The 22,982-nt window shown below is 63.5% G+C and carries 16 protein-coding genes; 2 read left to right on the top strand and 14 right to left on the bottom strand.

The window, feature by feature from the left end:
• Positions 1-114 precede the first annotated feature (114 nt).
• Positions 115-2,376 (bottom strand): S9 family peptidase, encoded by a 2,262-nt coding sequence (locus tag ENE74_RS13110; RefSeq protein WP_127691365.1) that lies wholly within the window; start codon positions 2,374-2,376, stop codon positions 115-117.
• 41 nt (positions 2,377-2,417) lie between these two features.
• Entirely contained in the window at positions 2,418-2,900 is a 483-nt protein-coding gene (locus ENE74_RS13115; RefSeq protein WP_206517711.1) for a MaoC family dehydratase, read from the bottom strand.
• Between the two features lie 160 nt (positions 2,901-3,060).
• Between ENE74_RS13115 and ENE74_RS13120 the strand changes: the two genes are divergently transcribed.
• Positions 3,061-4,188, top strand: coding sequence for a serine hydrolase domain-containing protein (locus ENE74_RS13120; protein WP_127691366.1), 1,128 nt, complete (start codon positions 3,061-3,063; stop codon positions 4,186-4,188).
• 60 nt (positions 4,189-4,248) lie between these two features.
• On the opposite strand, the gene ENE74_RS13125 is transcribed toward ENE74_RS13120, so the two are convergent.
• The 12 genes from ENE74_RS13125 to ENE74_RS13180 form a co-directional block, all read right to left on the bottom strand.
• Entirely contained in the window at positions 4,249-5,181 is a 933-nt protein-coding gene (locus ENE74_RS13125; RefSeq protein WP_127691367.1) for a pyridoxal-phosphate dependent enzyme, read from the bottom strand.
• The gene (locus tag ENE74_RS13130) at positions 5,178-6,755 is read right to left on the bottom strand and encodes a serine hydrolase (protein ID WP_127691368.1); all 1,578 of its coding nucleotides are present in this window, start codon (positions 6,753-6,755) and stop codon (positions 5,178-5,180) included. The genes ENE74_RS13125 and ENE74_RS13130 overlap by 4 nt, the downstream gene beginning before the upstream one ends.
• Positions 6,752-7,885 carry a hypothetical protein gene (locus tag ENE74_RS13135; RefSeq protein WP_127691369.1) on the bottom strand — a complete coding sequence of 378 codons (1,134 nt, stop codon included), beginning with the start codon at positions 7,883-7,885 and terminating at the stop codon, positions 6,752-6,754. The genes ENE74_RS13130 and ENE74_RS13135 overlap by 4 nt, the downstream gene beginning before the upstream one ends.
• Entirely contained in the window at positions 7,873-8,919 is a 1,047-nt protein-coding gene (locus ENE74_RS13140; protein WP_127691370.1) for an N-acetyltransferase DgcN family protein, read from the bottom strand. Before ENE74_RS13140 ends, ENE74_RS13135 begins: the two co-directional genes overlap by 13 nt.
• A gap of 89 nt (positions 8,920-9,008) precedes the next feature.
• Positions 9,009-11,363 (bottom strand): TonB-dependent receptor, encoded by a 2,355-nt coding sequence (locus ENE74_RS13145; protein ID WP_127691371.1) that lies wholly within the window; start codon positions 11,361-11,363, stop codon positions 9,009-9,011.
• Between the two features lie 153 nt (positions 11,364-11,516).
• A complete protein-coding gene (locus tag ENE74_RS13150; RefSeq protein ID WP_241241990.1) occupies positions 11,517-13,439 on the bottom strand; it encodes a CocE/NonD family hydrolase in 1,923 nt (640 codons plus the stop codon).
• A gap of 16 nt (positions 13,440-13,455) precedes the next feature.
• A complete protein-coding gene (locus ENE74_RS13155) occupies positions 13,456-15,192 on the bottom strand; it encodes a CocE/NonD family hydrolase (RefSeq protein ID WP_164847470.1) in 1,737 nt (578 codons plus the stop codon).
• Positions 15,193-15,227: 35 nt separating this feature from the next.
• Positions 15,228-16,442, bottom strand: coding sequence for an alpha/beta fold hydrolase (locus ENE74_RS13160; RefSeq protein WP_164847471.1), 1,215 nt, complete (start codon positions 16,440-16,442; stop codon positions 15,228-15,230).
• A gap of 1 nt (position 16,443) precedes the next feature.
• Positions 16,444-17,745, bottom strand: coding sequence for a peptide MFS transporter (locus ENE74_RS13165; protein ID WP_127691457.1), 1,302 nt, complete (start codon positions 17,743-17,745; stop codon positions 16,444-16,446).
• Positions 17,745-18,767, bottom strand: a complete 1,023-nt coding sequence (locus ENE74_RS13170; RefSeq protein WP_127691374.1) for a dipeptide epimerase — start codon at positions 18,765-18,767, stop codon at positions 17,745-17,747. The genes ENE74_RS13165 and ENE74_RS13170 overlap by 1 nt, the downstream gene beginning before the upstream one ends.
• Before the next feature lie 29 nt (positions 18,768-18,796).
• Positions 18,797-20,815 (bottom strand): serine hydrolase domain-containing protein, encoded by a 2,019-nt coding sequence (locus ENE74_RS13175; RefSeq protein ID WP_164847472.1) that lies wholly within the window; start codon positions 20,813-20,815, stop codon positions 18,797-18,799.
• A gap of 32 nt (positions 20,816-20,847) precedes the next feature.
• Complete coding sequence (locus ENE74_RS13180) at positions 20,848-21,918, bottom strand: dipeptidase (RefSeq protein WP_206517712.1); 1,071 nt, start codon at positions 21,916-21,918, stop codon at positions 20,848-20,850.
• Positions 21,919-22,127: 209 nt separating this feature from the next.
• Between ENE74_RS13180 and ENE74_RS13185 the strand changes: the two genes are divergently transcribed.
• Positions 22,128-22,922 carry a TetR/AcrR family transcriptional regulator gene (locus tag ENE74_RS13185; protein ID WP_164847473.1) on the top strand — a complete coding sequence of 265 codons (795 nt, stop codon included), beginning with the start codon at positions 22,128-22,130 and terminating at the stop codon, positions 22,920-22,922.
• Positions 22,923-22,982 lie beyond the last annotated feature (60 nt).

Below are 22,982 nucleotides of genomic sequence, written 5' to 3' on the forward strand. Positions count from 1 at the left end.
GGCGCGAAGCTGTCGCCCTTGCTTGTTCCCCCTGTAGCGATCGCTTTGCTTCGGACTGCAAAGGGTACGGCAGGTTGCCGGATAGGCGGGCAACGGGGCTACAGAGGGTCCGCCCTAATGCGGCTCCGGCGCACCAAGATTGCGCTTGAAGAATTCGAGGTAGGTACGCCACAGGTGCAGCTTCTGCTCCGGCCCGATGATGCTGTGCCGCTGCCCGGGATACACCATCAGGTCGAACGGGATCGACAGTTGCTGCAGGCGGGCGATCAACAGGGCGCCGTTGTCGAAGAGCACATTGTCGTCGGCCAAGCCATGCATATAAAGGAGCCGTCCGCGAAGCTGGTCAAGGCGCGGCACGAGCGACGCGGCGTCATAAGCAGCAGCATTGTCCTGCGGCTTGCCCATATAATGTTCGGTGTAGTGCGTGTCGTAAAGGTGCCAGTTGGTTACCGGCGCGCCTGCGGCACCGGCGGCGAACTGGCTGTCCGGGTGCGTCATCATGCGGATGGTCATATAGCCGCCATAGGACCAGCCGGTGACCCCGATCCGCCGTGGATCGACATAGGGCAGGGTCTGGAGATAGCGCATCCCGGCGATCTGGTCGGTCACCTCTGGCGTGCCAAGCTTACCAGCGATCGGTGCCTCGAACGCGAGACCGCGGTTCAGCGTGCCGCGATTGTCGAGCTGGAACAGCAGGAATCCCGCGTCGAGATAGATCCGCTCCTCCGGCGTGCGCCAGTTCTTGACGACCTTCTGCCGACCCGGCCCGCCATAAACCTGGACGATGACCGGATATCGCTTCGCCGGATCGAAATCGGCGGGCTTGAGCAGCACATATTCGAGCGCCTGCCCGTCCTCCGCAGCGATGCGGCCAAACTCCGGCTTGGGCAGCCCCTTGACATAGGGTGCATAGGGATGCCCGGCATCAAGCTTGTTCTCGACCAGCCAGCGCAGCCGTTGGCCATCGGCGGCGTGAATCGCGACTCGCGGTGGCGTATCAGGGCTGGAATAGCTCCCGATAAAGGCGGTTGCGCTCCGATTCATGGACACCGTCCACCAGCCAGCACCTGAGGTGATGCGAGTGAGGGGGCCGCCACTGCGGTAGTTCACAGCGTAGAGATGCTGCTCGGTCGGCGTTTCGCGGAAACCCAGAACATAGGCGATGCCGCGGCGTTCATCGACGCCCACAATGCCCCTGTCGCGGTCGCGTCCGGCGAGCGGCCAGTCGCCGGACGTCACCTGCCGCACCAGTCGGCCAGCAGCGTCGTAAATGTAGAGGTGACGGAATCCGCTCCGCTCCGAAACCCACAGGAATCCGCCATCGGCGAGTGGCGTGAAATCCAGGTCGATGTTCACCCACGGCTTCTGCCGCTCGGTCAGCAGGACACGCCCCTGCCCGGTCTTGGGATCGAAGGCGATCAGCTCAAGCGTTTGCTGGTCTCGGCTTTGTTTCTGGACATAGAGCGTGCGGCCATCGACCGACCAATGGACCCGCGTCAGGTAGAAATGGGGATCGGTGCCAAGGTCGATCCTGACCGGTGCATCGCCGACCAGCGGCTGCACGAACAGATCGACGCGCGCATTTTCGGTGCCGGTAAAAGGGAAGCGCATCGTGCGGACGGTCGCACCCTTCTCACCCACATCTGCCCAGCTCGCGCTGGTCACGTGGCTTTCGTCAACGCGGGTATAGGCGATGGCGCGATCGTCGGGGCTCCACCAATAGCCGGTGTCGCGGGCAAATTCCTCCTGCGCGACGAACTCGGCGGCGCCATACTGGACCGCCCCTTCGCCGCTCGGCGTGATCGCACGCGGCGCGCCACCCCGTGCCGACGTGACGAATACGGTGCCGGACCGAACGAAGCTGATATATTCGCCCTTGGGCGAAAAGCGGCTGTCCGTCGCGTCCACATCGCCGTTGCGGGCGACCCTGCGCTCCACCGTGCCTGTACGCGGATCAGCGACATAAAGCTCGCCCGCCACCGGCACGAGCAACTGTGTGCCCTGATCGTTCCAGCGATATTCGACAACGCCGTGGGTGAAGATACGCTGCCGCTCCCGCCGCGCGCGTTCCGCCTCGCTGATCGGCCCGACCTTGGCCTCAAGCGCAGCGGAATCGACGATCATACGAGGCGCGCCGCGTCCGTCCGTAGGCACGATCCACAAGTCCAGCGCGGTCTGATCGGTCGCCTTTGGTTGAAGATAAGTCACACTGCGCCCGTCGGGGGAGAAGGTGACGCCCCGTGCGGTGGGACCGGACAAATCAGGGTCGGCGAACACCCGTTCCGCCGTAAGCCGCCAGTCCTCGCCAGTGGCGTGGCTGGCCTGCGGAAGCCCGAGCATCAGGTACAGTCCAGCGACGATCAACAACCTGCGCATGCCTTTTTCCCCCGCTCGCTGCACCGTCACACGCCGCACGGTCAGCCCTTTTTACGGACGATGCCGTCATCGACCCACATGGTCAGCCATTCGGCGACCAATGCCGGCTTGTCTTCGCCCTCGATCTCGACTCGCGTATCGTACCGCATCAGCACCTTGCCGGCACCGCGGTCCTCGGCACCCAACAGGCCGAATACACCGCGCACACGTGATCCCACCGGAACCACCTGGGGCAGCCGCAGGCGATTAAAGCCATAATTCAGCGCATAGCCAGGCGCGCTGCCGCGCAGACTTTGCCGGAAGAAATAGGTAAGCAGCGACGCCGTCAGGAACCCGAAGCTGATCGTGGTCCCGAACGGTCCATGCTCGCGTGCGAAATCCGGATCAACGTGCAACGGATCAGGGTCGAGCGTTACCTCGCCAAATGTCGTCAGCCTGTCCTGATCGAGCACAAGCCAGTCTGATACGCGCAACTGGCCTTCAGCGGGCGCATAATATTCGATGATCTTGTCGAGGCCCTGCACACAATCCCCTATCTGCCGCGATTTCAATCCCGCGGTTGCATGATGATGCGCCCGACTGTCGGCGACTGTCAAGTTTTATGGGATTAGACCCAGTTTTATATTTTTTGTTGCCGACGATCGGTCTACGCGGCAGGATGGACCGAAATGGTGGAGGGAAGATATGCGATTACCGTTCTTGGTCCTGGCGTTTGCGATAGCCACGACGCCCGCATATGCACGGCAGAGCAGCATCGACGCCGCTCTCGACACCGCAGTGGCGGAGACGCAGCGGACGCATCCTGAACTGCCGAGCATTTCCCTTTCGATCCTGTCTCCGCGCCACGGAATTGACTGGACCGGTATCTCGGGTAGCCTCACCCAGAAGGGCACGCCGCTCAAATCGCCGCCCGCCTTTCGGATCGCAAGCGTGACGAAGGTGTTTGTCGCCGCTGCCGTCCTTAAGTTGATCGAGGACGGACGGTTCGCGGTGACGGACCCCATCACTCGCCTCATCAGCGCCGAGACGGCGGCACAATTGCGCCAGGACGGCTACAGCCCCGACGACATCATCGTCCGCCACCTGCTCGAACATTCGAGCGGCATCTTCAACTATGCCAATGGCAGCTTTGCCGCGCAGGTGGTGAAAGAGCCCGGGCATATCTGGACACGGCGTGAACAGATTGCCTTCGCCATGACACAAGGCGATCCCGTCAACCGGCCGGGCGAAGCGTTTCACTATTCCGACACCGGCTACATCATTCTGGGGGAGATCATCGAACGCGCGACCGGCGAAGCCCTGCCCCAGGCGGTGCGCCGACTGAACAAGTTTGCCGCGCTGGGCATTGGCCATAGCTGGTTCGAGACGGCGGAGCCGCTGCCCGACGGCGCACCAGCGATCGCGCATCAATATCTCGCCGGGACTGATATGGCCGGGCATCACCCCTCGTTCGACCTGTTCGGCGGTGGCGGCATAGTTTCGACCACGCGCGACCTGGCCCGCTATTTCCGCGCGCTATCGCTTGGCTCTGTCTTCGATCGTAGGGAGACGCTGGCCCTGGCGCTGATCGCGCCGGACGTGCCGCGCCAGGCGGGGGAGATGCCGCACGCACCACTGATGATGGTCTATCCGCTGGGCAAGCACCGCTGCTGGGGGCATGGCGGCTTTTTCGGGACCTGGGCCATGTATTGCCCGGATATCGACACGGCGATCGCCGTCGCAGTCAACGCGAACACCGGCGGTCGGAATGACGGAATCAAGGACATGCTGAACCGTGTTGATTCTGTTCTGGCGGAAAGCGGCATAAGGTAGCGTCTTTTTCGGCTTCCTCGAATCGGCGTCTGTTGCGGTGTTACTGCAATATGCTGCCGCTCAGTTCGCCAGATGGGCGCGCCAGTCCGCGAGACGATCTAGCGAGACGCCAATTCCGCCGCATATCTCCACCAGCGGCCGTTCAAAGCGCGTGAGGACATCGGCCCGCGCAGTGAGTGCAGCGATCGCCGCGCCACAGGCAGGCTCAACAAGGACGCGGTGTGCGTCGGCGAACCGCAGGCACGCCGCCACTGCGTCGGCATCGTTGACCTGCAGCGGGATGACCAGTTTCCGCTTCGCTGCGTCGAATGCCGCGGGCGACACGGAGCGCGCGCCAAGTGACGTTGCGATCGAAGTGATGGCGGGCAGGCTCACAACCCGGTCCGCCGCCAAAGCCGCGTGCAGCGACGCCGCTCCCTCTGTCTCCACTGCGATTACCGGGATATCGCCAAGACCATTGCGCGCCAGCCCGGCCAATATTCCGAGCAACAAGCCGCCACCGCCAACGGATGTCACCACGCAGTCGAACGTAGCGCCAGCACGCACCACTTCGTCGATCAGCGTGGCGTGGCCATCCCACAGCAGCGGGTGATCGAACGGATGGACATGCACCGCGCCGGTTGCCGCCGCCACCTGGCGGGCTTGGGCGTCTGCCGCGTCGAAGTCCGCGCCATGGACATGGACATCGGCGCCAGCCGCGGCAATCGCGTTACGTGCCTCTGGCGAGGTGGTTTCCGGGACGACGACGGTAACGGCCATACCCAGGCGTTGTCCAGCGTAAGCGGCGGCAAAGCCGGCATTGCCGCCGGACGGACAGACGATCGCTCGCGCCCCGTCGACGGCGGCCGCCGCGCACAGCCGCCCGACGCCACGCAGCTTGAAACTGCCCGAAGGCTGCAACGCATCCATCTTGAACAGGACGGTCCCGCCGCCGGGTGCGCGGAAGACGCCCGATTCGATCAGCGGGGTATCGATGTGGAGCGGCGCGCTCACGGATGGACCGGGCGCAAGTCCAGGCTTTCGTAATCGCCCGAAAAGTCGCCGAGCGGCGATGCAGCACGCAGTGTCATCTGCGCGACTCTGCCGTCCCGCGTTGGCACGAAGCTGACATACGACGGCTCGATCATGCGATTGTCCCAGCGCGCGACATAGGTATCGCCACTGTAGTGGGCCAGCGCCGCACGCATCCCCCGTGTGCGCGTCATATTGATCTGCGGCTGACCGCTGACAATCGTCACCGCAACCTTGCCGTACCACGGATCGACATAGTCGGCGGCAAGGCGGACGACCGGGAGGGTCGCAGGAGCAGGACGGGCCGGTGGCTGAAAGTCGGCGAGTGCCTCCACGGCCTTCCGATTGGCCGCGTCCTGGGCTTCGGCCATTCGCTGCGGCCAATCGGCGGCCGGGCGCCCGATATAATGATCCAGCAGCACATATTGCAGCGCGCGCAGCAACCCGATCTCGACGCTGTTCTGCAGCAGCACGAAGCCGACATCACGGTCCGGCAGCAACACGATCAGCGAGGTGTGACCCATGGTGCCACCGGCATGCAGGACTACGCGTTCGCCGCCATAATCCTGGACCGACCAACCCAGCGCATAGCCGGCGAAGCGCGGTGCGGCGTCGGCCAGCGACCCCTCGCGAACGGGCACGGGGATCGGCATGACCACCGCCCACATTTCGCGCGCGCGCGGCGCGCTCCAAAGGTGCGTGCCGTCCCCGACGTCGCCCGCCCTGAGTTGGACGCGGACCCAGCGCAACATATCGTCCACCGAGCTGACAATGGCGCCGGCAGGGGCAAGGTTCTGGCCGATGCCGTCGGACTCGGCGAACGATGTGAGTGGTCCCATGCCTGACATAGGCGGGCCGAAACGGCGGTGCGGCTGCGCGCGATCAGGCTCATTCGCGCGATCCGCCAGCGTTGTCAGCGTTCGGCTCATTCCCACCGGGCGAAGCAGGCGGTCGCGGACGAATACCTCCCAGCTGACACCACTTACTTGCTCGACCAGTTGACCCGCCACCACATACATCAGATTGTTATAGGCATAGGCACTGCGAAAGCTGCTTGTCGGCTTGATGTGGCGCAGTGCCGCGACGATCTCGCCGCGGTTCTGGTCCGTGTTGGGCAAGATCGCCAAATTGCCTGCGCCCGCGCCCAGGCCGCTGCGGTGAGCGAGCAGGTCGCGCACCGTCATCTCGCGCGTGACCCAAGGGTCGTACATGCGGAACTCGGGCAGGTGATCGATCACACGATCGTCCCAGCCAATCCGCCCTTCATCGACCAGCAGCGCGAGCGCCGCGCTGGTAAAGGCCTTTGTCGTCGAACCAATCTCGAACAGTGTGGCCGGGGTGACCGGGGCGTCGGTCCCTGCCCGCTTCGTGCCATAGCCCTTGGCCCAAGTGACCTCACCGCGCTCAATGATGCCGACGGCGATGCCGGGGCCAGCCCCTTTTGCCATCAGTTCGCGTACTGTCGCATCCAGCGTCTCGGGCGGGGCGGCCGCAACGGACGCTGGCAACGCCAGCAGCAATACCACCAGCAACCACATGCGCGCGCCCGCTTTCATGCCGCCGCACCCGCAGTCACCCTTGGACCGCGCGACAGCCGCCACAGGCCGATCGTCAGCAACGGCAGCACATAGATTGCCAGGAACCCGAACGAAAGATAGCGATAGCCCCCTGCGATCAACCCCACCAAGCCAATGCGATCCGCGAGGAAGACGGCGACGGTCAGCAACACCAGCGAGATTATAAGACGGCTGCGCGGCGGCAGATCACCCCCCTTCCCGAACGCTCCTGCGATCCGCTGATTGAACGCATGGACGACGCCGGTGCCGCTTTCGAGTAGGGCGGAGAAGATCATGATCTGGAACGCCCAGCGCACCGGCGGCAGATTCAGCCGTTCCAGCAGGAAATCGGACGGCAGCGCCACACCCGTCACCTCCGGCCACGCTGCCATGCAGATGAAGAACAAGAGCGCCGGAAGCATCGCCAGCGGCCCCGCCAGCAGCCCGGCAATCACTGCGTCGCGCTGATTGCGCATGTGCCGCACCACCGGCAGGATCAGCACGGCGCCCACGATATTATAGCCTGCATAGGTCAGGCCACCTGCGATCCAGCCCGGCGCGGGCGCAGCCGTGGCATAGGTCGCCGCAATGCGATCGCCAAAGCTGGTCAGCGCCAGCACCAGGAACAGAGCATAGACGGCGTAGAGCAGGAAAGAGACATATTTGAACAAATCCTCCACCGCCTCCGTCCCGAATGCGGCAAAACCCGCGATCAACACGACGAGCAGCATCGTGCCGACAATCGTCGGCCAGCCGAACAATGCGGCGCCAATTGCGCCCGCCGCCGCGCCGAACACCGCCAGCATGATGATCATCAGCATGACGAAGCCGATTTCGAACAGGAACCAGGCGGGCCCGAGCAACTCGCGAAAGAAGCTGCGGTAATCCTGCGCGCCGGTCGCGCGGGCGAAGGCGAAGGTGGCGGCGGCAACAGCGCTCCAGATCGCTGCGGCAAGCGCCATGCCGAGCACGCCCCCCCAAGGGCCGCTAGGCAGGAAAAACTCGGCAAGCTCACGCCCGGTGGCATAGCCGCCGCCGATCACCAGTGCCTTGAAGGCGAAACCCGGCAGAACGTAACGCTGGAACCAGCCGCTAGTGCCCCCGGCGGTGCCCGCGTTCACGCCAGACATGCGTCTACCAACCGCTCGAAATCAGGACCGCCGCGCACGGGATCGGCCGCAGGCAGCCCGGTCTCACGCGCGGCAGCGGCGATCGCGGCCGCCGCTTCAGCGTCATCCAAGCCGCCGGTGTTGAGGCTGACACCGGCACAGCGGATGCCGCTATTGGTAAGCGCCCCCAGCGTCACGTTCAGCGCGATAGCTTCCGTTAGCGGGGGAATCGGAAAATCGGTCGTGCCGATGATTGTCTTGCGCCCCGGCTCGTGACAAAGCACGATGACATCGGGCTGGCTGCCATGCAGCAGGCCCAGCGACACCCCGGCATAGGCGGGGTGATAGAGCGATCCCTGCCCTTCGATCACGTCCCAGTGATCGGCGGCAGCATCGGGCGACAACAGTTCAGCCGCGCCCGCAACGAAGTCTGAGACGACGGCATCGATCGGAATGCCCGACCCGGCAATCATAATGCCGGTCTGACCGGTCGCCCGGAAGTCTGCATCGACGCCGCGCGCCCGGAAGGCGCGAGTGAGCGCCAGGGCGGTGTACTTCTTGCCCAGCGCGCAATCGGTGCCGACGGTCAGCAGCCGCCGACCCGTCCGCTTCGCGCCGGTGCCTGTCGGCAGGCCGACGGGTGGCCGACGCACCTCGATCACCCGGCGGCCAGTGCGCGCCACCGCATCGGCCAGTTCAGGAATGTCGCGATAGTTTGAATGCATCCCGCTGACGATGTCGAAGCCCTGCTCCAGGGCCGCTATCAGGGTCGGCACCCAATTGGGCTGGATCGCGCCCCCCTGGCTCGCCACGCCAATCACGAAGCCTCGCGCCCCTTGCGCATAGGCTTCGCCAAGGCAGAGGGACGGCAGGCCCGTCGATACCGTCGCGTCGGGCAGAGAGAATTCGCCGATGCATAGTTCTCCGGCCCAATCGCGCAGGCCAAACGCCGTCTTGGCATAGCCACGGTGCTGCACATCGCCCAGGAACAGAAGATAGGGGGTTGGCAGCGCGAGCGGTGCGCAAGCGTCGGCCGCGTGGACTGAATCGGTCATGCTCAGGCTTCCCTTACCCTTCGAGCCTTATTTCATAGCAGGCGCGCGCACGCCATCGCCGATCTGGCGAGGCGTGCGCGTCCGCGCGGTTAGAAGCGGACAGCCGCCCTGACCCCAAAGGTGCGCGGTTGCAGTATCTGCGCGGTGCCGGTGAAGCCTGCACCACCCGAAGGATTGTATGACGTGAGCGTACGGTCGTCAGTCAAGTTACGGATATAGAAGGACAAGTCGAACTCATCGAACCGCAGGCCGGCCTGCATATTGAACAGGTGATAGCTCGGCAGCTTGATATGGTCCGGATACGTCGGCTGCCCGGGAGCCGGATCAGCGGTGAAGCCCGTGAAGCCGCCGCTGCTGAATATCCAGCTTCCGCCGATGAAGCCAGTGACGTTCCCGGATAGAGCCGTTTCATAATCGGCGTTCACCGTGTTCGTCCATTTGGGAACGAACGGCAGCTGATCGCCGTCATTGCCCCCGAGCAGCGGGCGCGACTCGGTCAGTTCCGCGTTGGTGTAGGCACCGACCGTCGACAGACGCAGGCCGGGCGTTGGCGTCCAGCCGATGTTCCACTCCAGGCCCCGGCTGCGCGCGGTTCCGGCATTGCCGGTCAGCGTCACGTTCTGGCCCGTGGTTGTGGAACGGAACGTCGTCAGGATCTGGATGTCGGTCCAGTCGATGTAAAAGGCGGCAATGTCGATGTTCACGCGCTTGTCGAACAGCGCAGTACGAACACCCAGCTCGTAGTTGACCGTATTATCGGCGTCGAAGGTCGTGGGCACGTCCGGCGGCAAGGTGTTGCCCGGCGTGATGCGGTTGATGCCCCCAGGGCGATAGCCGGACGCGACACGGCCGTAGAGCAGCGAGTCGGGATTGAACTTCCAGCTGACCGCTGCCGAATAGGTCCACTTATTCTCCTTCGACCGGGTAGTGGGCGTTACTTCGTCGGCCGGTCCGGTAGCGAAGCCTGCAAAATAGGTCGTCTGCGCCGACTGCTTGTTTTCCGTGTAGCGGCCACCCAGCGCCAACTCGAGCGTATCGGTCAAGTGGAAGTTGACGTTGGCGAAGCCCGAATATTCTTTGTATTTCGCCGGGGCCAGCAGGCTGCCGCCGGCGAACGGCACAGTCAGCACATTGCCAGTCGCGAGGCTGCGGACATCGAAGCCCTGCGGGAAGATCACCGATTCATTGGCGTAGAATCCGCCGACCAGCCAGTCGACCGCCATTCCCAACACCCGGCTGCCCGGCTTGGAGGTCAGACGGATTTCCTGGTTGCTGCGATCCGACTTGTTGCTCTGCACCTGCGTGACGGCGACCGGCTGGCCATAAATGCCGCCGAGCAGCGTCGAAAAGGTGAGCGGCGCACCCACCGCCGGATTGCCGAACGACAAGTCCGCGATGAAGTCGGTGCTGAGATGCCCGAAGCTGGTCGACGACAGCAACTCGGCAAAGCCAACGTCGAGTGTCGCGGTGGCGTTGACATATTCATAGACGTTGCGGCTGGGGTTGCCGACATTGGTGTTGAGGATGAACCGGCCGTTATTGGCCAGATCGAACTGGTTGGCGGGCGGGTTGCCCGGCGTCAGGTTCGACCCTACGACCTCCAGGAAGCCACTATCGTCGAATTCCTGCTCCTGGCGCGCCGCGGTCACCCGTAGCGAGAAGGCGTCGGACGGCTTGAACAGCGCAGAGATGCGGCCACCCCAGCGTTCGCCCCCGTTGACGTTGTTGCGGTTCAGCGTCGGATTGTCGATATAGCCAGCCACTTTCTGGTAATAGCCGGTAGCGCGGACCGCCAGCGTGTCGCTGATGATGGGCACGTTGATCATGCCGCGGCCGAAATAGCCCGCACCGCCGCCATCGATCACCTCGGAACCGATTTCGCTGCTCAGCGCAATGCGATCCAGTTCCGGCGCGGTCGTAACATATTTCAGGAGGCCACCCTGTGACGTCGCACCGTACAAGGTGCCCTGCGGCCCTTTCAGCACCTCGATACGGGCCATGTCATAGGTGTCGAAATTCGCGGTGTCGGCCGCGCCATTGGCCAAGCCGGACTGATAGCTGAGCGGCGTCTCATCAATGACCACCGCCGTCGTCGCGCCCGCGCCGCCGGAGTTCAGGCCACGTAGCACCAGCCGCACCTGCCGGACGCCGCCAGGCTGGAAGTTGAAACCGGGCACCTGCGCTGCAAAATCCTCGATCCGCTGCAGGTTGCGGTAATTGAGGTCGGCGCCAGAGACGACGCTGACGCTGGACGCGACATCGACCAGCCGCTCTTCGCGCTTGTTGGCCGTGACGATGATTGCACCGCCATTCGCAGTCTCAGCGTCGGATGCCTGGGTTGCGGTCGATGCCTGCGCAAATGCGCTTGCCGGGGCCAGCAGGGCCAGAAACGCCGCGCCGCCCCCCAGCGCGGTCATCGTCAGCCTGTTCAGTTTGATTGCCACGATATGAGTCTCCCTGTTTCGCCATTGACGTCTCTATGTATTTCTACTGAAACTGGGCCCAATCCCATTTTTAGTCAAGAGTTTTGGTCAAGACTTTCATTTCTATGTCGCAACGAGCAGAATGATCTGATTTCGGGCTATAATTCAACCAGCTCAGGGCGCAATCGGCAGCTCGATATGGCTGGCGGCGCCAAGTTTGTGGAACACGCGCTGCGTCGCCTTCATATAGTCGTTGGGCTGCGCGAACATGATGTTATCGACGAAACGCTGCGGATTGCGATCATAGAGCGGGAACCAACTCGACTGGATCTGGACCATTATCCGATGGCCCGGCAGAAAAACGTGGCTGGTATGGGGCAAGTCGAGCCGGTAGCGCACCGTCGCATCGGCCGGGATCGGCTTTGGCCGGGCGGGATCATCGCGATAGCGGCCGCGCAATACATCCATCGCTATCGGCAACTGATAGCCGCCCAGGTTGGCGTCACCCGGATTTTCCGCCGGATAGACGTCGATCAGCTTTACCACCCAGTCGCTGTCGGTACCGCTTGTGGACGCGAAGAGATTCGCCACCGGCTTGCCAGCGATCCGTACCGGTTCGGTCAAAACCTCGCTCACATAAGTCAGCACATCCGGCCGACTCGCGGCGAAGCGTTGATCCTCGACCAGCCAGTTCTTCCATTCCCCCTTCGGCCCGCCGAGCGACTCAATCGGCCGCTGTCGAAACGTTACCGGCTTGGCGGGGTCAGAAACATATTCGTCGAACCCGCTTTCGCGCGGCGCCGGCGCGGTGAAGGCAAGCGTGCCACCGGAGCGGAGGTAGAGCGGTTTGGACGACGCGGCGCATCCAGACGCGCAGGATTGCGGCCAGTGATCGAATTGTCGCCATTGGTTGGTGCCTGTCTCGAACGCCGTTACCGGCGCGATATCGGCGGCAGGTGCACCGTCCTTCAGATGCTGGTCGAAAAACGGGATCATCACGTTCCAGCGAAACCAATAAGCGGTATCGCTGCGGAACTTGATCGGGCCAAGGCTCGCTCCGTCGCCCAGCCCCGCGCCGCCATGGTTCCACGGGCCGATCACCAGCCGGACCTTGTCGCTGGACGGTGTACCACGCGTCGCCTCGAACAGGGCGGGCGCACCATAGATATCTTCCTGGTCCCAACTTCCGTGCACGAGCAGCGTCGGCACAGAAATGCCGCGCTGTGCCAGCACACGGTCCAGCGCCTGATCCTGCCAGAACGCATCATAGGCCGGGTGCTCCGCCATCTTGCGCCAGGCAGGCAGCTTGTCGATGCCGAAGGCGCGGGCGGTGCCCCCTGCCGACCCGCGCGCCAGCCAGCCGTCATAGCTGTCAAGCGCGGTGTCGGGCCAGCGCAGCGCCGAGCCCTTGGTGGTGGTCTGCCGATACAGCCATTCCGTCATGAACTGGCGATACGCACCATTGTGGAACCAGTCGTCGCCCTTCCAGCCATCGACCATCGGATCGATTGGCACCGATGCGCGCAGCGCCGGATGGGGATCGATCAGGCTCATCAGCGCGGCATAGCCATTGTAGCTTATGCCGATCGTGCCGACCCTGCCGTTTGATTCGGGCACGTTCTTCACCAGCCAGTCGATGGTGTCATAAGCGTCCGTCGCATTGTCGACGCCGCCGGGGTTGAGCGGGCGGGCCATGACATAGTCACCCTCCGACCCATCCTTGCCGCGCACGTCCTGGAGAACGATGATGTAGCCCGCCCGCATCAGGTCAGCATGAAAAGGCAGCAGCGTTGTGGCAAAGGCCGGGCCCTGCGACAGGCTGGTCAGCTTTTTCGCATTGTACGGCGTGCGATCGAGGATGAGCGGCGCCGCGTTCGCATCCTTGCGGATCAAGATCGTGGTGTTAAGCTTCGCACCGTCGCGCATCGGGATCATCACGTCGCGGCGGACGTAGTCCTGCGGCATTGCCACCGGCTTGAAATCCGCGGGAATGTCGCTCGTCGACTGCGCAAGCACGGGCGCCGTGAAGCTAAGCGTACATGCTGCCGCGACGATGATCCCGGCTATCCATGTCGGGCGAGCAAATCTGTGCATCATCGCGCGCTTCCCCATGTCAGTCCCCTACCCGCCCGATCGGCACGAACAGCGCGCTGGGATGCGCGCGATCGTGCAGCAGCCTTACTGTCGCGGTGCGCGCATCCGCGATCGTCTGCATCGCGACCGGCCCTGGCGCATTGTAGTTCTTTTGAAGGTGGATACTGTTGACCGGCGCGATCACCAGCCGCAGCCGACTGCCCGCCGCGACCTCCCGTGAGACGAAGGTGAAGCGATCGAAGTCGTATCGCAGCGGCGCGGTCGTGGTCACCAGCTTTTCCGTTCGCAGGCTTTCGCGGTGGCGCGCGCGCAGATAATCCATCGACAACAGGATGCTGCCGCCGTCGGGCGTGATTTCATACACCGATGCCTGGAAATCGGTATCCGGTTGATCGATGGAAATCCAGGCGGAGAAACGGAAAAAGCCGGAAACTTCCGTGGGCTTGTCGAACGGCGCGCTGTGATAGACGAGTTGCTTGCCGTCCCGCGCTAGGACCAGCCGCTGATCGACCAACGACGACTGGTCAAGCGACGCCTCCAACCCAGCCAGCGAAACATCGCGGGGATCGTAGGCATAGCTGTCCGGTCGTCCCTGACCCGGCGCCGCGGGATCGAGTCTGCCCGAACCCAGGACGCGATCCGCATTCGCGGTGGAATCGAGATAGAATGGCTTGTGCTCGGCGGTCACCGCATCGAGACTATCGGCATAGCGCCAGCGGTTGGCACCCATCACATACCACGCGACCCGCTTTTTGAGAAACGCGGGTTTCGCCCCACCCGCCATCGTCCAGCGATACCAGTCGACGTGTAGCGCCGGCAGATCGACAAGGCTTTCGGCGCCAAAGGGGACGCCGCCATAGTCAGGCTTCGGCGTCCGGGTGCCAGTATGATCCCATGGGCCGATCACCAGATAATGGCGCGCGCGATCCTCAGGCGATGCAGCCGCCATGAAGGCGCGATAATGGGCGATCGTCCCCGGCTGGTCATCGTCGTAACTGCCGGTGATCGTCAGGATGGGTATGGCCATCGCGCGATATTCTGCCGCCGTTGGATTTTTCCGATCCCAATAGGCGTCCATATGCGGATGCGCCGCCCATTCCTTCAACAGCGGCTCGCGGTGATCGGGCTGGTCGGCCAAGGTCGCGAACGACTTGCCCGTCTCAAACCGTTCCCGCCAGATCGCGTTCCAGTAACCGGGATCGGCGAAGGCGTTGGTCTGGACAGTTCGCCCCTTCGTGTAAAGCATCCATTGCAGCATGTAGTTGATCGGAATATTGCTGCGTCCGGGCGCATCCGCGCCAAAATAGGGTGACGCGACCGGGACGATTGTTGCGAGATGCGGCGGGCTTTCGCGCGCCGTCGCCCATTGATTGAACCCGCCGTAAGAGCCGCCCCACATCGCCACCTTGCCGTTGCAATAGGGCTGGGCCGCAAGCCACTCGACAGCGTCGTAGCCGTCCCGGCCGTCTCCCTCAAATGGCTGGAAGGTGCCGTCCGAATCTCCCCGTCCGCGCGAATTGACCATCAGGAACGGCAGGCCTCGCGCCGCGAAATACGTCCCCCGAATGTGATAGGCGTCGGCGATATAGGGGGTGATGGAAATGACGCAGGGTGCCGGCCCGACCTGATCGCGCGGGCGATAGAGCGTGGCGGACAGCGTCTTGCCGTCGCGCATCGGTACGCGGGTATCAAAGCTCAGCCTGATCAGAGCCGAATCGGGCACGACCTGCGCGACCGCGGGCACTGTCGAGACCATGCATGCAAGGCATGCGAGCGCTGACAGTGAGCGCCTCATTTTGCATTCCCGCAGCGCACGGCACCCTTCGGCACCTCGCCACGCACCGCCGGCAGCACGTCGTTGACCAGCGCCACCACCGACAGCCCAGGTTGCTCGATATTGAGCGCGTGCGCCGAATGGGGAAACTCAACCCATTTCTTGTATGGCGCGCAAACCTTGTCGAAATAAGCCTTCGCCAGATCGCGTGATGTCTGCCAGTCATGCGTGCCCTGCATGACGATGAAGGGCACCTTGATGCGCGTTCCGACATCGCGTTCGGCATCCCAGGGTAATACCGGCGCCATGGCCTCCTGGTATCGCGCCAGCAAACCCGCGCCGTCGGCCTGTTGCGCGGCGTGATCGGCGGCATATTCTGCAGCGGAATAGTCGGGCGACACATATTCGAGCGCATCCATTCGCCGCCCCCAACTGTCGCCCGGCCCCCGGATGTTGTGCCAGGTGTTTGCGTCTGGAAAACCGACGCCCAATCGGCGCGCCCAGTCGAACATCTTCTGCGGTTCGACAGTCTCGGGCAGCGGCCCCAGTTCGCGCAGTCGCTTCGCCTCGGCGACATTACCCTTTGCGTCCGCCTCCCGCAGCAGATGGTCGTAGAGCAACCGCGGGCTCGCCATCCAGTTCGCAGCCAGTCCCTGCGTCACCACGGCATAGAGCAAGTCGGGCCGACGATGCGCCACCTCCAGCGCCAGCACCGTGCCCCAGGATTGGCCCACCAGCACGATCTTGCGCTGACCGAATTCTGCGCGCAGCTTCTCAATCAGTTCGATGGTGTCCCTGATATATTGCGTGCGGTTCAGCGTACCCTTTAACTTTGCCGTCTCGGCCGGCGTTGTGCCGCGCGATCGCCCGAAACCGCGCTGGTCCCAGTGGACGACCACGAAGAAGTCCTCCCACGGCCGCTGATAGGCATAGGCCGCGGGGGAGATCGGGCTGCCTGGCCCGCCGTGCAGGAACAGCAGGATCGGCGCCGCCCTGTCCTGACCCCGCAGCATGATCCACTGCCGCGCGCCACCCAGATCGATATACCGCTTCTCGTCGATGCCGTTCGGCGCGACGATGCGGCCGATGTCGGTCAGTGCGGTGCGGATCTGTTCGCGCACCTGCTCACCCGTCTTGGGCGGCGGCGGATCGGCGGCCTGTGCATGGGCATCTAGGGTGAACATCAACCCGGCGAGGGCAGCGGTCAACCTGAACAGAACGGTGCGTGACATGTCAGCGGTCTCCGACGAAATTGCGCGAAAGGATGAACAGGATCGCAGACGCCAGAGCGCAAAGCGTCGCGAGAACCACGAAAAACGAGAAGCGATCCATTTGCGACCAGAAGCCGCCGACATAGCCGGCGAGCAGGTTTCCCGCGAAGGCGGCAAAGAACCATGCGGCGATGGCGGTCGCACGAAAGCGATTTCCCCCCAGCCGTCCGAACAGCCCCAGCCCCACCGGCAGGATAAACAGTTCGGCCAGGGTATACAGGATGATGAAGCCGATCAGGACGATGAGCGGCGGGCGGAAACCCTGCGCTTCCGCTAGCAGCGACACCAGCGCAACTGCCAGAAAGACGATGCCCAGGCCCGCCGCACCCTGCGCCATTTTCATCAGCGGCGATCGCTCCTGTCCCCTACGCGCCGCGCCGGTCCAACGCCGCACCAGCAGCGGAGTCAGCAAGAAGACGAGCAGTGGGTTGAGCGACTGGAACCACGTAGCAGGCACTGTGAAGGCCCCAATCACGCGATCGACGTCGCTGTCGGCCCACAGCGCAACGGAATTGCCCATTTGTTCATAGGCACCGCGAAACAGGATCACCGCGCCGATCACCCCCAGCATCAGCGGAATACGCGCGCGCAAGCCATCCGTCTCATCGGCGTCAGTGATGACGGCTTCAGGGGGCGCGCCCGGCATCGCGGGGGTCGGCGATCGATCGTGCCGGTCGCGAGGCAGATACGCGCCGCCGGTGACGTAGATCGCCAACCCTGCAACCATGCCGATACCGGCCGCGCCGAACCCGTAATGCCAGCCGTAAACCTCGCCCAGCGTGCCGCATACCAACGGTGCCAGAAACGCCCCCAGATTCACCCCGACATAATAGATGTTGTAGGCCGATCCGCGCCGGGGATCGTCGCCGGCGTAGAGCTGATCGACCTGGCTGGGCAAGTTGGGCAGATACAGGCCGTTGCCGATCGCGATCACCGCCAGCGCCGGGAACAGCAGCGTCGGGAACGCCATCAGGAAATGGCCGATCGCCATGGTCGTCCCGCCAATCAGGATCGCGCGTCGGCGCCCCAGCCACCGGTCGGAAAGATAACCGCCAAAGATCGGCGTGAAATAGGCGAGAGCGGTGTAGAGACCATAGACATAGGAGGCGCGTTCGGGCGCGAACAACAGCTCCTTCGTCATGTAATAGACCAGCAGCGCGCGCATCCCATAGTAGGAGAATTTCTCCCACATTTCGGTCAGGAACAGGACGGTCAGGCCGCGCGGCTGGCCGAACCAGTCACGCGACGATGCCGCCGTCGCCATCACGCCCCTGCCGTCGCGGCGATCCGCGCGTCCGCGCCCCACAGTTCGGCCGGGCTCCACACCAGACCGTCGTCATAGCGCACGCCGGGCACCACATCCTGCGTAATGAACAGCGGACCATCCAGATCGACGATGTCGCACAATTGGCCGAGGATAAAGCCCGGCGCGGCCGCCAGGCTGCTGCCCACCATGTTGCCGACCATCACCTTCAAGCCCAGTTGCTGCGCGCGGCGGGCGATCATAAGCCCCTCGGTCAGGCCGCCGCACTTGTCGAGCTTGATATTCACCACGTCGAAGCGGCCAGGCAGCGTCTCCAGTTCGGCCAAGTCGAGGCAGCTTTCGTCCGCGGCGACCGGAATGACGCGGTCGAACCCGTCCAGTTCCGCTTCATGACCCCGGCGGAACGGCTGTTCGAGGAGCGAGACTCCACACGCGACCAGCACCGGGATCAGCCGCTCGATCGTGTCGGGGGTGTAGCCCTGATTGGGATCGACCCCCATCCAAACATCGGGACGCGCCGCGCGCACGGCACGTACGCGCGCGATGTCGGCATCGGTTTCGCCGGTCAGCTTCAGCTTGAGCGCGCGGGCAAAGCCATAGCCCGTCGCGCGTTCGACCATTACGGCGGGATCGTCCGCACCCAGCGTGACCGTCGTCAGCAGCGGTCTCGGCTCATCCAGCCCAGCCAGCGCCCAGACCGGTCGGCCGGTCTCGCGCGCCTCCAGTTCCCAAAGGGCGGCGTCCACCGCATTACGCGCCCCGCCCGGCGGCAGCAGGGTGCGCAAGGCGTCGCGGTCGATGCCAGCCTCGATCGCGGCGCGGACCTGCTCGATCTGCGCTGCGCCCTTGGCCGGGGTGTCGCCCACATAATAGACGCCGGCCGCCTCGCCCCGGCCCCATATGTCGCCGCGCGTCAGCGTGACGGTGAGGATGGGCGATGTGCTGAACACATGGCCGGAGATGCGAAACGGCGACTTGAGCGCCAAGTCCGCCGTTTCCACGGTGAGGCGAAGGCTCGACATGATATCCTCTCGAAATGTGCTGTTTGCCGTCAGTAGTTGACGGAAAAGTTCATGAGCTTGCCCATCAGCCCGAAATAGCTGAGCGCCAGAAACGCGAGGGTGACGAGCAGGTACCAGAGTCGGGTCGTCCACCCTGCCTTGCCCTGCCATGCCGCAACCAGGTTCCACGCAGCGACGATCAGCCCGCCGACAAAGCCGACCAGCGTGAGCGCCTCAAGTGCGAGGATCAGCGTGTCGAGCTTGGCAATCCGGTCATATCCGGTCTCGCCCAGGAACATGTCCTGAAGGGCGAACCAGCCGACAACCGCACCCAGCGCCAGAATGGCAAAGACGCGAACGAGCAGGAACGCGGCCTTGCGCCGTCCCGTCAACCCGAACGGAATCTTGTGACGGCGACGTAGTATCGCGGCAATGGGCCAAGCGACCAGGGTAATGGCCAGAACCCCCAACGCTGCGAGCACAGCCGGGACCAGCCACGCCGAATTGATCGATGCCGGTGCGCGATCAAACACCATGATGCCGGAAAGAAGGTCTGAAGAGACACGGACGACCCGTCCGTCCTTCACGATTGCGCCGATCCGGTCATGACCACCAACTTCGCGCCACAGGAACGGCGCAATTTCGCGATATTTGCGCGGCTGGCCGCTCGGCTTACGCAACAGCGAGATCGAAATCGTGTTATCTGGGTTAACGCTGACGGTAAGCTGGCCGATCAGCCCGCCCGCGGCCATGAAATTGGAAAAGGCACCGCGCTGGCTGACATAGTTTCCGGCGATCAGGGCGGCATGTTCGGCCGCAGTCTTCGCATCGACCTGGCCGTCGCGCGGCGTGGCGGGGAAATAGCGATCGGCAAAGGCCTCAAAGAAATTCTGACGGAAGCCGCCGTTGGGCACGCCGGAGCTGTTGACCGACAGGAACATCCCCACCCCGTCATCGACGAACAGCAACATATTGCTGTGGAAATACTGGGTGTCACCGCCATGGCCGATCACCCGGCGGCCGTTGATGTTGGAATCGAAGAAGCCCAGTCGAATGCCGTTCAGCGGCGCCATCAGCGCGGTAGGCGTGTCGTGCATCATGCGTGCGGTTTCCGGGCGCAGGATCTGCGAGTCGCCGAACCGCCCCTTCTGAAGATGCGCGATGATGAAATTGGCCATGTCGGACCCGGTGCCGGACACGCTGCCCGCGGGCGGCATCGTCACGATTTCGAACGGCTTGGCGGGCAGCGACGCATTTTGATACCCTTTTGACATGTCGCGCTCCCAGCCCTTTGGCAGCGGCTGGCGGAAGGTCGTGCGGCTCATCTGCAGCGGCTTGAAGATATGCTGTTCGATATAGTCGTCGAAGGGCTGGCCGGACACACGCTGGACGATATAGCCGGCCAGTGACACGCCATAGTTGGAATAGGCTGGCGTCGTACCCGGGTCGAACACGCGCGTCGGCGTCCAGGTTTTGACGCCGCGCTCCAGCGACATGCCCTTGGGATCGGTGATGATGAGGGCGCGGATCGCTTCTTCAAACCCTGGCGTGTGCGTCATCAGGTTGCGCATCGTGATCGGCTTGCCGTTACGCGGCGGAATCTTGAAATCGAGATAGCGATTGACGTCGGCATCAAGGTCGATCTTGCCCTGCTCGACAAGCTGCATCACGGCAGTCCAGGTGAACAGCTTAGACACCGATCCGATGCGGAACAGAGTGCGCCGCGGATCGACGGGGCGACGCGCGTCGATGTCAGCGAAGCCATAGCCCTTTTCCGCGAGTATCTGACCGTCCTTGACGATAACGACGACCGCGCCGGCGATCTCGCCCTTCTGAAGTGCCAGCGGGACATAGCCGTCGAGCCAGGCCGATAAATCCTGTGCGGTCAACGGCGCCGCCGGTGTCGCACCGATCGTTGGGGCGGGCCGCTCGGCAGCTGCGGATTGCATCTTGGCCTGCACCGGTGCCAGCGGCTTGGGTTGCAGGCTGGTCGGCGCCTCCGGCGGCGTCGCAGCAGTTGAAACGATCATGGCCGCGATCATCGCGAACACCATGGCTAGCTTACGCATTCCGGTCCCCCTCATTTGTCTTGTCATCGCGGTCATGCCGCTGCCTCACCGCTCCATGCCTGTTCGGCGACGCGCAGATGATTGCCTCCCAGGATTTTCGCAATGTCCGCTTCGGCATAGCCGCGCGCCATCAGCAGCGCCGCGATCTCCACGATCTGCTCGGGTGCGACAAAGTCCGGTACCGTGCGATAGGCCGGATCATCGGGAAATGTGTGGCGCATCTCCACCAGCGCACGGCGCAGTTCTTCGCGGTCGAAGACGAAATCCAGACCCAGTCCGACATGGTCGACACCGATCAGATTGACCGCATAGTCGATATGCCGGACAAAGGTTTCCGACCGGACATCATTGTTCGCACCCAGAAACGCGCCGACCCCGGTAATGCCCACTACGCCGCCGGTGTCGGCGCAGGCGCGCATCAGATCGTCGCTGATATTGCGCTTGTGATCCCACACCGCCTTCGGATTGGAATGCGAGAAGATGACCGGCTTGCGCGCCACCGCCAACACATCGGCCGCGGTGCGCGCGCCGGTGTGGGAGCAGCACACGACCATGCCGACGCGCTCCATTTCCGCCACTACGTCGCGTCCGAACGGGGTCAGCCCAACCGGCGCGTCCTCGTCATGCACACCGTCGCCCACCAGATTGCGGCGATTATAGGCCATCAGCATCCAGCGGACGCCAAGATCGTGATAAAGCTGGATGAGACTGATCTGGTCACCGATCGCGCGCGTCCCCTCGATGTCGAAGGTGACGGCGAGTTTGCCCTCGCGGCGGGCGCGGTGGATGTCGGCGACGCTGGTTGCAAGGACATAGTCGTCCGGCCGCGCTTTCAACCAGTGGCGGAACGCGGCAACCATCCGGACGGTGTCCTCGATCCCCAATTCGCCATAGCCGACGTTCAGGCTCGCGACATTTACCCCGGCCGCACGATACCGCGCAAGCTGCGGCAGGAAGCTGTCGTCCGCCCAGCGCAGCGGCATACAGCCGTGATTGTCCCAGACCAGGTGGCGCGCAACCAACTCGCGCGCCGCTCCAAGCCGGGTTGCGTCAACCATCGCCGGTGGTCCCGTCATGTCGATCTCGCCTGTATCGGCCAACATGTGCTCCTCAATCCCATGCCCCTACCTTCGCCGGTCGGGGCGGCAAGCTCCTTGCATCGCCGCAGACTATCCCGATCGATGTTCATGTCAAAATAAATCTGACACTGGACCCAGTTTTAATTCTGTTGCAGGGTTGCAGGGAGCAGTCTCGACAAACCCGGAGCATGCTATATGGCATTGGCGACGGACTGATTAGGAGCCGCAAGTTGGTGTCACGCGCAGCAAAGAAGACGAAAGCGGATGATTCGCTTAGCTTTTCCAGGCACCTGACCGCTGCCGCCCAAGCCGACGGCAAGCGTAAGGGTGAACGTACGCGCGATAGGTTGAAGGCAGCCGCCGTCGTCCTGCTTGAGACGGTCGGCTATCGTGAGTTGCGCGTCACCGACATCAACGAACATGCCGGTGTGTCGAACGCACTGTTCTACGTCTATTTCAAGAACAAGCAGGAGATTACCCAGGAAGTGCTGGGCGAGTTTCTGAATGTGCTGGGCAAACCACAGCAAGCGGACCGCCCGCCCCACGCCAATGCGGCGGAAAGCATCTATTATGGGAATCTCGACTATAGCCGCAGCGTCGTCGCCAATCCCGGGCTCATGCGCTGCCTGATCCAGTTCGGCGACGAGATTCCCGAATTCGGCCGGATGTGGAACGACTGGAACGACAATTGGGTCGAGCGGGCGTGCCGCGCTCTTATCCGCCATGAGAAGCCCGCACTTGGGTCTGAGGCCGAACTCCGCCTGGCGGTGAGCGGCCTAGGCTTGATGGTCGATGGCCTGCTCCGCAAGATCTTCGTCGAGAATAGCGCCGGACTCAGCACCGCTGCAGGCACGCTGGAACGTGACCCGGAAACCCTGGCGCTGTTCCTGACCAAGCTGTGGTATCGCAGCATTTACTGCCGCGAACTCGAATGGATGCCCGCTGCGGGCGAGGAACCGGAGCCTGTGCGCACGCAAGTCCGTCCGCACCGTGGCATGACGGCCGAGACCCTTCGTACACCCGGTTGAATGTGATGCCATGGTCGCGCGATTGACAAAAGTTGCTCGGCCCGGCAGCATGAATTGGGT

The sequence above is a fragment of the Sphingobium algorifonticola genome, assembly GCF_004005485.1.
GTDB lineage: Bacteria > Pseudomonadota > Alphaproteobacteria > Sphingomonadales > Sphingomonadaceae > Sphingobium > Sphingobium algorifonticola.